The organism is Marivita sp., from assembly GCF_017643905.1.
GTDB lineage: Bacteria > Pseudomonadota > Alphaproteobacteria > Rhodobacterales > Rhodobacteraceae > Marivita.
In genome coordinates this window covers 1-11,999 of sequence record NZ_JAEPMO010000130.1, presented here as the reverse complement: position 1 = coordinate 11,999, position 11,999 = coordinate 1, and the positions used below count along the sequence as shown (strand labels likewise).

10 protein-coding genes and 1 pseudogene are annotated in these 11,999 nt (G+C 57.8%); 2 read left to right on the top strand and 9 right to left on the bottom strand.

The genetic code is table 11. The annotated features are described in order from the left end of the window. Positions 1-490 precede the first annotated feature (490 nt). The 9 genes and pseudogenes from JJ869_RS18005 to JJ869_RS17965 form a co-directional block, all read right to left on the bottom strand. Complete coding sequence (locus tag JJ869_RS18005; protein ID WP_292269167.1) at positions 491-2,449, bottom strand: TRAP transporter large permease subunit; 1,959 nt, start codon at positions 2,447-2,449, stop codon at positions 491-493. A gap of 22 nt (positions 2,450-2,471) precedes the next feature. Then, positions 2,472-3,518 carry a C4-dicarboxylate TRAP transporter substrate-binding protein gene (locus tag JJ869_RS18000; protein WP_292269164.1) on the bottom strand — a complete coding sequence of 349 codons (1,047 nt, stop codon included), beginning with the start codon at positions 3,516-3,518 and terminating at the stop codon, positions 2,472-2,474. Between the two features lie 60 nt (positions 3,519-3,578). After that, positions 3,579-4,232: a malonic semialdehyde reductase gene (locus JJ869_RS17995; protein ID WP_292269161.1), complete on the bottom strand. Its 654-nt coding sequence runs from the start codon at positions 4,230-4,232 to the stop codon at positions 3,579-3,581. A 14-nt stretch (positions 4,233-4,246) separates the two neighbouring features. Continuing rightward, positions 4,247-5,077, bottom strand: coding sequence for a 3-keto-5-aminohexanoate cleavage protein (locus JJ869_RS17990; protein WP_292269159.1), 831 nt, complete (start codon positions 5,075-5,077; stop codon positions 4,247-4,249). Then, positions 5,074-5,976, bottom strand: a complete 903-nt coding sequence (locus JJ869_RS17985) for an intradiol ring-cleavage dioxygenase (protein WP_292269156.1) — start codon at positions 5,974-5,976, stop codon at positions 5,074-5,076. The genes JJ869_RS17990 and JJ869_RS17985 overlap by 4 nt, the downstream gene beginning before the upstream one ends. A 28-nt stretch (positions 5,977-6,004) precedes the next feature. Next, positions 6,005-7,054, bottom strand: coding sequence for a maleylacetate reductase (locus JJ869_RS17980; protein WP_292269155.1), 1,050 nt, complete (start codon positions 7,052-7,054; stop codon positions 6,005-6,007). 113 nt (positions 7,055-7,167) lie between these two features. Then, positions 7,168-8,115: a LysR family transcriptional regulator gene (locus JJ869_RS17975; protein WP_292269153.1), complete on the bottom strand. Its 948-nt coding sequence runs from the start codon at positions 8,113-8,115 to the stop codon at positions 7,168-7,170. A 121-nt stretch (positions 8,116-8,236) separates the two neighbouring features. Further along, positions 8,237-8,647: pseudogene (locus JJ869_RS17970) on the bottom strand (integrase core domain-containing protein); the annotation flags it as partial. A gap of 314 nt (positions 8,648-8,961) precedes the next feature. Further along, positions 8,962-10,053, bottom strand: coding sequence for an integrase (locus tag JJ869_RS17965; RefSeq protein ID WP_292269151.1), 1,092 nt, complete (start codon positions 10,051-10,053; stop codon positions 8,962-8,964). 818 nt (positions 10,054-10,871) lie between these two features. Between JJ869_RS17965 and JJ869_RS17960 the strand changes: the two genes are divergently transcribed. After that, positions 10,872-11,363, top strand: coding sequence for a YbjQ family protein (locus JJ869_RS17960; RefSeq protein ID WP_292269149.1), 492 nt, complete (start codon positions 10,872-10,874; stop codon positions 11,361-11,363). A 43-nt stretch (positions 11,364-11,406) separates the two neighbouring features. Then, positions 11,407-11,892: a YbjQ family protein gene (locus tag JJ869_RS17955; protein WP_292269148.1), complete on the top strand. Its 486-nt coding sequence runs from the start codon at positions 11,407-11,409 to the stop codon at positions 11,890-11,892. Positions 11,893-11,999: the final 107 nt, after the last annotated feature.

The following is an 11,999-nucleotide window of genomic DNA, read 5'->3' as shown; positions in this document are numbered from 1 at the left end:
GTAGGTTCAAATCCTACCCCCGCAACCACCGTTTAAGAGTACAATATCAATTACTTAAGCCTCCCAGCCGGGGGGCTTTGTCATTTGTAATCCCAAACCATTGCCGCGTTCGTTGCTGCGTTCAGATGTCCCCTGATGGTGACACGCCACACACCCACCGGGGGTTACTGAGAACCTTCGCTCCCCAAACCCCTCCCTCCCGGAAAGGGGGGGGCCCTAAATTGGCCCCCTGCGCGTCAGAAACGCCCCGGAGTTCATAGGACCTCTATACATGTGGCGGCCATTTTTGTTTGGGAGCACCGGCCCAAGGACCGAGGCGCTCTTGCCGTCTTACCTGCTCAGAAGCGCTCTGTGGACGATGCCAGGTTCAAGGAGGGTGGACCTCGGTACTTGGGCATTCTCAGGCTGCGGACGAATCGAGGCACCTGGCGAAAAGCCCTGCGAGTTCGAAACTCGTTTGCCCCGCGAATTTTGCTAATCCCGGACGCCGCTATTCGAACACCAAGCTCAAAGCAGGCACGAATGTCAGTAAAAGCGTGACAATCGTCATCATGACGACAAACGGAAACGTACCCGTGAAAATGTCGCCCAAGGTGGTGTTGCGATCCGAGATTGTCGCTTTGACGACATAGACCGTGAGCCCGAAAGGCGGTGTCAGCAGGCCGATTTCCACGGCAATTACGGTGACGATCCCGAACCAGATCAGATTGCCGCCCAGTTCGGTCACGATGGGCAGGCAGAGGGGCAGAAGGATGAGCATGATCGACGTGCTGTCGAGGATCATACCCATGATGATCACCAGCACGAGGTAGATCATCATGAACCCCATCAGCCCCAGCCCCATGGAGGCGAAGAACTGCGTGGTTTCCTGCGGGATCGTCGAGAGGGTCAACATCCGCGAATACATCGATGCGGCGATGATCAGCATCAGGATCGACACCGACACAAGACCGGTGTCGACCAGCACGCGCCAGAATTTAGCCCATGTCAGGCTGCCTTTGGCAAGTGCCACGAGGATTGCGGCAGCGGCACCAGCGGCGCCTGCTTCGGTGGGCGTGAAAAAGCCGGAATAGATGCCGCCCAGAACAATCAAGACCAAGGTCACGATGGGAAACAGTTTTTGCGCGGCGGTAGTCCATGTTTCACCGGTGATCTCTAACTGGCGGTCAGATTGCATCACCATGCGCGGTCGTAGGGTTGCCATCAGGTAGATGCCGATACCAAAGACCAGCGCCAGAATTCCGCCCGGTACGATGGCGGCAAGGAACAGGGAGCCAACAGATTGCTCGGCGAGAACGCCGTATATGATCAGTAGCAGGCTCGGCGGGATCAACATTCCCAGCACCGAAGACCCGGCGACCACGCCAAGTGCAAAACGGCTGTTGTAGCCATTGGCCACCATCTGCGGAACAGCGACCCGGCTGAAGACGGCAGCAGAGGCTATTGAGATGCCTGTAATGGAGGCGAAGACGGCGTTGGCGGCCACTGTTGCGATGCCAAGCCCGCCCCGGATCTTTTGCAGTAGCCAGGCCGCCACGCGGTAGGCGTCGCGTCCGATGTCAGCAGCGTCAACGATCAGGCCCATCAGCACAAAAAGCGGCACGACTCCGAACAGATAGCGGTTGATCGCCCCGTCAGCGGCGAGGGCAAGCGAGCGCATAGCGACCTTTGGGTTGTCGCGAATGAGCCAGATCCCCAGGAAGCTGAGCAGAATCAGAACAACGGCGATATGCGCGCCGGAAAAGATCAGGAGCAGCATGAACCCGATGGCAACAAGCCCGATCTGGATGCGTCCAAGATCGGCCCAGAACACGCCGTAGCCCGCGGCGACGATCAGGAAGAGCGCGGCCAGAAATACCCACCCCTTCGGTTTCGCCAGCACGGTATGCCGCACTTTCAGCGGTGCGACGCGGCCCTCATTGGCGACATCTTTCACGTCCTTCAAAGCCTGTACGACAAAGGCCAGCGCGGTGAGGAGCGCGCCGAAGAACAGGCAGGCCTTGATCGGCCAAACCGGGGCGGTGAACACGCCTTGAGCGCCAAAGAATTCTTCTTCGACCCAGGCGTCGACCAGTTTGGGCCACGTGCCCTCCGCGATCAGTAAAAAGACCGCTGCTCCTGCGATGTGAAAAGCGATACGCATCACACCGGCCGCAAAGGGGCGTTCTTCCTCGAGCCATCCAATCAGCAAGTCTGTCCGGGTCATCCGCCCACACATCAAGGCATGGGCGGCCTGAAGGAACACGATTGCAACGATCGAGTTGGCGACGATCTCGGCCACGCCCTGTACTGGGGCGTTGAAGACGGACCTGCCGATGATATCTGCGCAGATCAGCAGCATCAGGCAAAAGATCCAGATCGAGGCCGCGCCGCTGACAAACCCGGTGAGCGCGGAGACTGCGCTCACCGTTTTGTTTGTACCGCGACGAAAGGAGGAAGACGTCAGCATATCCGCTATCCTGCGCGATGGATCAGCGCGCCGACCAGTCGATCCGCGGATTGAGGCCAGCAGCTTTGACGGCGTCCATGTAGGCCGACAGGACTGTCGCCGCACCATCGTCTTCATTCGCGGCGACCCAGTCGGCGGCAAGGTTCGGAAGCGTTTCTGCCCAGGCTGCGATGTCAGCCTCGGGAAGTTCGGTGACGGTCGCACCGACCTCGGGCAATTTGGCCAAGAAGGTCTCGTAGCGCTCCATGACTTCTTCGGCATGGACGACGGTGTATTCCTCTCCGAGTTCGGTTAGCACCTGGCGCACGTCATCCGACAGACCGTCCCAGACATCCTTGTTGATACCTAGCCCCCCCGTCATGTGCGCGCCGATCCCCACGAGGGTGACGTATGGGGCAACCTCGTAGTGCTTGTTCGGGAAAGCACCGGTGAGGATCACAACCACACCATCAGCGACGCCGGTCTGGATCTGGTTGTAGTAGGTCGGCAAAGCGCCATCGACCGGGACTGCTCCAAGGTGTGCAATCCAGTTCGCTGAAGGGCCCGGCGCGAGGATCTTCCGCCCTTGAAGGTCGGCTAGAGAGTTGACCGGGAAGTTGGTCATGAGGTGATAAGTCTCGACCCCGCTGGCCCCCAAGAAGACCACGTTTTGATCGTCCCACGCCGCCTGCAGTTCTGGCAGGTCGCGGTGGAGCTGGTTCATGATCTTCAGCGTGCCGACCAGATCATCAGACACGAAAGGCGTGAAATAGGTCACGTTCTGCAAGGGCATCTTGGAGCCTTCCCAAAGCGTGCCGACCCAACCCGCATCGGTCAGACCGTCTCCGACAGCCTCCAGCGTATCCTTGAAGCCATAAAGCGATCCGCCATACGCCTCTGTCCATTCGACGCGATCCTCGGACCCCATCGCTTCAAGCCGGGTATTCGTTTCGGCAACGACAAGCGTGGACAGTTGGCCGACCCACGGCAGAACCGTCGGGTGGCTTGACGCCATGGTGAGCTCATAGGTCTCGGCCTGCGCCGTGACTGCGAGAGCGCTGAGTGTCAGCGCGGCAAATGTTGTTTTCATGGTTTCCTCCCAGATATCAGTCATTTTGGTTATTGCTCTCTTTGGGCAGTTGCCCGGATCTCAAAGCGTCTCGCAGACCTGATCGAAGGCCAGCCGTGGCAGACGGCGAAAGATCTTGGATGTGTCGGCGTAGCCGAGGTTCACGAGGAAGTTCGATTTGAGCGAGGTGCCGTGGAAGAACTCTTCATCCAATTTGGCATTGTCGAACCCTGACATGCCGCCGACGTCCAGACCAACGGCACGGGCGGCCAGCATGAAATAGGCCCCCTGCAAAGTGCCATTGCGGAACGCATTGACCTGCGCAGCGGTGGCGTTGTTCTTGAAGATGTCTTGCGCCTGCGGATTGGGCGGAAAGACGTTTGGCAACTCTTCCCAGAAGTTCAGATCGTAGGCGATGATGGCGGTCACCGGTGCGCTGCGCATCTTGGGGCGGTTGCCTTCGAAAAGGGCCGGCTCGAGCCGGTCCTTGGCGGCCTCTGAGCGGACAAAAATCACCCGCATCGGCTGTTGGTTCATCGAGGTCGGGCCCATCTTGGCAATCTCGTAAAGCGCCCGAAGCGTCTCGTCGGAGACGTCGCTGTCCTGCCAGCCGTAATGCGTGCGCGCTTCGGTGAAGAGCAGTTGCAGCGTCGTGTCGTCTGCTGTGAGCGCGCGCGCCTGAAACGCGGCGGCGGCGTCACGGGCTTCGTTGTCGAGGGTATCTGTGTCGAGCATTGTCAAGTCTCCTTTCACGCGGCCCGAAGGCCCAAAATCTCGCGGGCTTGCTGGGCGGTCGCGACCGGTCGGTCATGTTCAGTGCAAATCTGTGCAGTCCGCCGGACTAGGGCTGCGTTAGACGGGGCAAGGGTGTTGCGATCGAGCCGGATATTGTCCTCAAGGCCCGTCCGCGCATGACCTCCGGCAGCAATGGCCCAAGCATTCAATTCGCTTTGGTGACGTCCGATGCCCGCAGCGCACCACGGTGCGCCTAGGAAGTGACGTGCGACTGTCTTCACGTAGAAATCAAAGACCTCGGCGTCGGCTGGCATGGCGTTTTTCACGCCCATCACAAACCGGACGTATGGCACATCCTTGATTGCACCCGCGCGATGCATCTCGGCGGCCTTCAGAATATGGCTGAGGTCAAACGCTTCGATCTCCGGTTTGATGTCGTGGGCGCGCATCTCTGACGCCAGCCAATCGACCAGATCGGGGGGATTTTCGTACACACGGGTCGGGAAATTGTTCGATCCCACGCTGAGCGATGCCATGTCAGGCCGCAGGTGAAGCATCCCGCCGCGCTCTTTGCCGGCCCCCGACCGTCCTCCGGTCGAGAACTGCAGGATCATGCCCGGGCAGTGCTTTTCAAGCCCTTCCTTGAGACGCGCGAATTTCTCCGGATCACTGGAGGGGGTCTCGTCATCATTGCGGACATGCGCGTGGCAAATCGTGGCACCTGCTTCAAATGCTTCATGCGTACTCTCGACCTGTTCAGTCACTGTGATGGGCACCGCCGGGTTCATGCTTTTGCGCGGCAAAGACCCGGTGATGGCCACACATATGATGCAAGGCGTGCTCATGTGGCTGCCTTTGGGGCGAGGACGAAGTCGAAATCCACATTCCAGTAATAGGTTCCGCCAAAGCCCATTTTCGCGATCTTGGCGGGGTCTTCGATCTTATCGAATGCCGCGATCAGGCTTTCCTTGACGCCGAAGACTGCATCGTTGTCGATGTAGGGATCGTCGGGGTCGAAGATATGCGTTGTGACGGTGTCAAAGCCGTCCTTTGAAATGATGTAATGAAGATGCGCAGGCCTCCAGGGGTGGCGACCAAGCCCGTCCAGCAGAGCCCCGACAGGACCATCAGCTGGGATCGAATAGTGCTTGGGCCGGACCGCCTTGAACCAATAGCTGCCATCAGCCCCGGTCCGAAACACTCCGCGCAGATTGAATTCGGGCTGAAGGCCTTTCTGCTGAACGTCGTAGAAGCCTTCGTCATTGGCCTGCCAGACGTCAATCTTAACGCCCTCAAGTGGGTTCCCATCCACGTCCAGAACCCGACCGCGGACCACCATGTCTTCGCCTTTGGCGTCGAGGCAGATGTTCGTGCCCATCGGGTATTCCGGTGCGTCTGCAACGTGGAACGGCCCCAGAACAGTGTTCTCGGACGCGCCTTTGGGCCGGCGCGAGTTGATGGCATCTACCAGCATCGACACACCGAGCACATCCGATAACAGGATGAATTCCTGCCGCCAGTCGTCGCATTTGTGACCTGTCGCGGTCAGAAACTGGATCGCATGAAACCACTCTTCCTGCGTCGGCTCGATCTCTTTGACGGCGGCATGCAGGTGATGCGTGATGACATCCATCACCTCACTCAGGCGCGCATCCTTGGCATTGATGTTCTGACCCGTGACAACAGCCGCGCTGTCTTCTTCGGTGAAATAGGCCTTTGGCAGGCTGTGATTGGGTGCAGTCATACCAATCTCCGTTTCGGGTCTTGCAGGTTCATTGGGGGGCCTCGCCGCGCCAAGCGGATTGCAACAGGGTGAGAATTCCAGCGCGCGTTATCTCACGCGGGTTCCAGTACGGGTTTTGCGTTGCAAGATCGGCGGCACGATCAAGGTCTTTTTCGCTCAATCCCAGAGCGCGCAGGGCCAGAGGGGCTTGCATCGCCTTCGCAAACTGCCAAAGCGCCGGGCCCGGCGCATCGCCGCCCAGGATGTCGACGATGGGCGCCAATTGGTCTGGGACCGCCGCTGCATTGTAGTGGACGGCATGGGGCAGGATGATCGCGTGGGTCTCTGCATGCGGCAAATCAAACGCACCACAGAGCGTGTGGCAAAGCTTGTGATGCAGAGCCATTCCGACCTGCCCCAAGACGGCGCCGCAGGCCCATGCGCCCCGTTGCGTATCCGCGCGGGCCGCGAGATCGCCGGGCGTGTCAAGAACACGGGGCAAGGAATTGGTAAACGTCTCGATCCCTTCGATCGCAAGCGCGGTGCTGTCCTCGGTACGGTCTTCGGCATAAAGAGCTTCAGCTGCGTGGGCGATGGCGTTGAGCGCCGAAGTGACGGTCATCGCAACCGGCAGTGTCGCCACCAATTCCGGGTCGTATAGGACAACCTCCGGCAGGACCTTTGGATCCGTCAATGTCGTCTTGATCCCATCTTCGGTCTGGCCAAGGATCGGTGTCGCCTCGCTGCCCGCATAGGTGGTTGGCACAACAATTTGTGGCAGGTCCGTGCGCAAGGCGATGGCCTTTCCCAGGCCTGTGGTCGAGCCGCCGCCGATTGCTACGAGACAGTCGGCTCTAACTTCCGTTACGTGGTCAAGCGCCTCTTTCGTGACCTCAATCGGGGTGTGCATGGCTGCGCGTGAAAACACGCCAGCCGACTGCCCATTCAGAAGGGCCGCCACGTCGAGAGCCGATGAAGATTGCGCGGGTGTCGACAAGATCAGGGCACGGGAACGCCCAAGACGAGCAACTTCATCCGAGAGCGTCTCGCGGATGTTTTGTCCGAAAAGAACACGCTGCTTGTTTGACTTATGTGGCATGTCAGCCCAAGTCCCCGCTCCCATTGTTGAAAGAAGCTTAGCGAGGTTGCGGCGCAGGCAGGTTCGAAAGGCTGCAGATTAAGTTACCAATCTGGTAAGTTGTGCTTGGCAACCTAAGACGACGATGCGCGCCTTGTTTCTAGGTCCATCAAGTCTCGCAACGCGGCCATTTCGGTCCCAAGGTACTGCAAAAGACGCTTGCGTGCGGGAAACTCTGGCCCGCTCTTGGAGGTCAAAACACAAAGGTGCCTGTCCGGATCCCCGATCGGAATTGGCAGTGCTGCCAGCGTATTTTGCCGCCTAAGCCGGTACACAACCGAGTAGGGCAAAACCGTGAGCGCATCGGACTCGTGCAGGATGTTCAAGACCGATGCCAGCGAGCCGCCCGAAAAACTGACCTTGATGTCTTTCACCCCGATCCGATCCAGAACATTGCGCAGATCGTGATAGAGTGGGCTGTCCGGCGGCGGTGCTATCCATGAGTGTTGTGCAATGGCGGATGGATCAAGGCCTGCCATAAGCGACAAAGGGTGCCCGGTTCGGCAAGCGATCACGTTTCGCCCCGGCAGCACTTGTGTTGCGTCGATTGTGTCAGGCACTTGGGTCGCCCTGATGGGCACGATCCCGACGTCAAGTTTGTCTGACGCCAGCCCATCGAGAATCTTTTGGACATACCCATAGCTTTGATCGATCCGAATGCCGGGATATTCAGACTGGAACGCGGCAAGAATTGGCGAGACGACACCGTCCATGAAAATTGGCGGCCCAGCCAGCCTAAGCGCACCGGCCTGACCGCGCTTGAACCGGACAACAAAGTCGCTCGCCGCATCTCCTGCCTGCCGCACGGACCGACCGTATTGCACCAACCGCAGGCAGAACTCGGTTGGTTGGAGCGGGCGTTTGCCGGGTTCAAACAGGGCCACGCCGATCCGCTTTTCAAGCTCTGAAACCGAGCGGGACAGGCTTGGTTGAGTCTTGCCAAGGGCTGCTGCTCCCTCGGACAGCCCACCGCCATCGACTATGGCGGCGAGCATCTCCAGTTGCCGGGGGTCAATCTTCATAGTGTGTCCGTCGTCGAATAATTTCGAACAAGTGGCGTGATTTTGGTCTGGAGGGCTCCGGCTCTGTTGGTTGATGTTAAGCTGCTTGGCGCTGATGGATCAAGCGGCGGTTCTGAATGGTCTACGCTTTGATCTTCTCTCTTTCTGCCAAGATTGCCGGCCCGCGCCCGAAGTAGACATCGGCGGGGGTCAGATTGCCGAGACTCTCGTGGTAGCGGTGGTTGTTGTAGTACTCGACGAAGGCGGCGATGGCAGCTTCGAGCTCGCCTTGCAGGAAATAGTTTTCCAGCAGAATGCGGTTCTTCAGCGTCTGGTGCCAGCGCTCGATCTTGCCTTGCGTCTGCGGGTGGTTGGGCGCACCGCGAACGTGATCCATGCCATGTTTGCCGAGGTATTTGGCCAGGTCATCCGCAATGTAACAAGGGCCGTTGTCGCTCAGAAGCCGGGGCTTGTGGCGCACCGCGACGCTGTCGCAGCCCGATGCTGCTAGCGCGATGTCCAGCGTAGCACTGACGTCATCCGCCCGGAGGGTGCCAACCGGGCGACCATCGTTTTATGCTCGCAACCGCACCGTAATGCTGCTGCAAACAGGGGCAGCACGCTGTTCGCTCTTTATGCTCTCGGGGGGGCATCCTGCGTTTGGCCGGCTGGTCAGGTTGACGCAATAAAGCGGTTCAAACCGATCACTTCGGCTCGCAAGTTCCGCCTGTCTCGGTCGCTTGCTGTGCCGAGCGACTTTGGCGCTATCTGAGAGGGGTGCCAAAATGTATACGTTGCGCCATCACTCTGACTTGGAGTGATTATTTATAGTCCGTGACGAAGCTCGGCAAGATCGTTCTGAAGCTGTTACTCATTCTGTTGGTTCAGAAATTCACGCCGCGTCGCGGGTGTAGGATGTGACAATTCCGCCGAGCTGCCGATTGCGCCGGATTGGGCCGTCCCGCACGGGCCTGAAATCGACTTGCAGCACGTTGTTCCCAATATTCCGCCCACGATGCGGGCGCTCGACATTGTAGTGGCGCACCCAGGTCCGCAGGATGTAATCGAGCTGGGACTGGCTGAAGCAGATAAAAAATCTAGGCATTCGCGCTTGATCGTGCCGATGAAGGATTCCGCGAATGCGTTTGCGTCGGGCGCCCTGTGCGGGATCTGGATCACCCGCGCGGCCTCCGACTCCCAGACGGCATCGAAGCTAGCGCTGAATTTGGTGTCGGCATCGCGGATCAGGAAGTCCGGCGTGATGCCTTGTTCTTCGCACCACATCAACGTGTTGCGGGCCTGCTGGGTGACCCACGCCGAGTCCGGGGAAAAGGTCGGCGCGCTGCAGAAGACGCGGCGGCTGCCGAGATGGATGAACATCAGCACATAGGCCGTCCTCGGCCCACGCAGCGTAAACACGGTCTTCGAGAAGAAGTCGCACGCGACCATGGTTTCCATGTGCGCCCGGATGAAGGTGGTCCACGGCAGGGCAGGCTTTTTCTTGCGCCGTTCTGGGCTTGGGTGGATGCCCGCCTCGTTCAGGATGCGCTTGACGGAATTGGCACCAGCGTAGAGCCCCAGCTTTTTCAGCTCGCCCGCGATCCGCTTGTAACCCCATAGAAGATTTTGAGACCCGATGCGGATGACAACGTCGCGCAGTTCCTGCGTCAGGCGCGGCCGCCCTACAGACTGAAAGGGGCGTCCATCACGCATCTGGGCGAGCCAACGCTTGTAGGTCGCGGGCTTGGCCACTTCCATCAGCCCGTCGATATCGTGCCCGCATTCTTCCCCGAGACGCAGCAGCTCGGGCTTCTCGGCCGGCGACAGGATTATCCGCTGCGTCGGGATGCGGGCCCGCAAGATCGCGATCTGGGCTTTCAGCAGTCTCAGTTGCGCGTTGTGCCGCGGCATGAAGAACTGGTTCAAGAAGACCAGACGGAGGGATATGGTCGAATTCATCTTGCCGGGCTCCACCACGGCGTTTAAAAAAATGCCGCTATGTCAAAGTGATGGGCCTCGCTTACATTTTGGCACCCCTCTCAGGGAAGGCAAAAAGCGCCCAGGGCTGCGGATCGCCGACGCCAAACTCGGGCTCTCGACGTGACGGCGCCCTTCCTCTCCTGCTGATCCCCTCTAGCACGACGTCTCAGGCTACCGAACCGGGTCAGGAAGCGCGCCCAATCAACTGAAAAAACGTCGCGCAGAGTTTCGCTCAAGCCCGAAATGGCTACCTCTGGCACGGGAGAGAGTTGGGTGCCAGGTTGGCTCCCTCCGCCAATTTCTTTAGTTACCTCTAACTGATTGTTAAAACTGAAGAAATAACAGCGTAGGAAATTTTGACCACACACGTCAACCACACACGTTTACCACACCTTTTCCCGCATTAAGTGTGGCTTCTGTCCGAGACCCAACGGTTTTCAAGACCGCCGATTCCATCCATCTGAGGTTGCCTCCGGAAAATGACCCAGCTTGGCAGCATCTCGAACAACCACCTGTCGGTTACCTCCACAAGCCCGTTCGGGCGACGCGCTACCGCGCTAAGAGGTCTGTGGCTACAATACTCTCCTAGCAGTCCAGCCCCTAATAGGCCGTCTTGAGTGGGAAGCGCGTCTGTCTGATGTAGATGCGACAGCAGGCTATCACGGTGCCTCAGCTTCGCTGTAGTGGCTGCAAGGCCAAGGCGGCTGTATAATTTCAGATACTGTTTGTGGGTGGCTCTGATGACGCTATGCTAGTTGCGAAGGCTACCAAAGACCAAAAGGCTAAAGGCATATTTGATGGCAACGTGTAGGAACTGCAAAAAATCCGGTTTTGGTATCTTCGAGGTCAAAGAGGGGCTATGCCCTTCATGCCGTAAAGCTTTGGAACTTGCTGAAGCTTCCAAGTCGGATGATCAAAAGAAGGAAGAAGCCCTAGCGTTCAAGAGGGCAAAAGAAGCGGCCAAACATCTACCTCTGACAACGGAAGCCTTTGTGGGTGAAGTGGAGCGCATCGACATTGTTGCTACAGAGGTTGTGTTAGGAATGAATATTTTCAAAGACGTTTTGGCGAATGTTCGAGACATATTCGGGGGCCGCTCTGGCACAGTTCAGAACACACTTGAAGAAGCAAGAGAGGTAGCCTTTGAGGACCTGCGTCTGAAGGCTGCAAAGCTTGGTGCGGATGCTGTTATATCAGTGGACATTGATTATCATTCGATCAGTACCGGAAGTTCGGTCAATATGATGATGGTCGCTGTAAGTGGAACAGCTGTTAGATGGCGCAAGTAGGAGAATTCCCGCTTGAATGAAGATTTCTTATTGAGGTGATTTGATGGCCAACTGCACAAAATGTGGCAAGAAGTTTGGTTTCTTAGAGGCTGGATACAGTGGTCTGTGTAGTGGTTGCCATTATCAAGAGTTGGTTGAGAATAGCAGTCCTGAAGAGAAACAGGCTTATCTTGAGCGTATCGAGACTGATGCTGAGATTGAAGCTATCTTAATCACCACAGAGTCTCAGCCTGACATAAACATTCAAGAACGTATTACGATAATCACGGCTGAATGTGCTTATGGGATGAATATCTTTAAAGACCTGTTTGCAGGGGTGCGCAATTTTGTTGGTGGTCGGTCTGAGGCTGTTCAAAGTACCATGCGAGATGCCCGTAATACTGTCCTGTATGAACTGAAGCGGGAAGCGCACTTGGTTGGTGCTAATGCTGTAGTTGGGGTTGATTTGGATTATGTCGAATTGGCTGCAACAGGGTCTACAATGCTAATGCTTGTCGCGTCTGGAACTGCAGTGAGGATAGAGGAGTAGTGGCGGTGTCAGCAAATCGTGTTGGTTCGCTCTTTGTTCTTACGTGCCAGTGAGGTATGCTGAGGCTTCCGAGGCCCGAGGAGACCCGCCATGCCCCGCTTCGATCC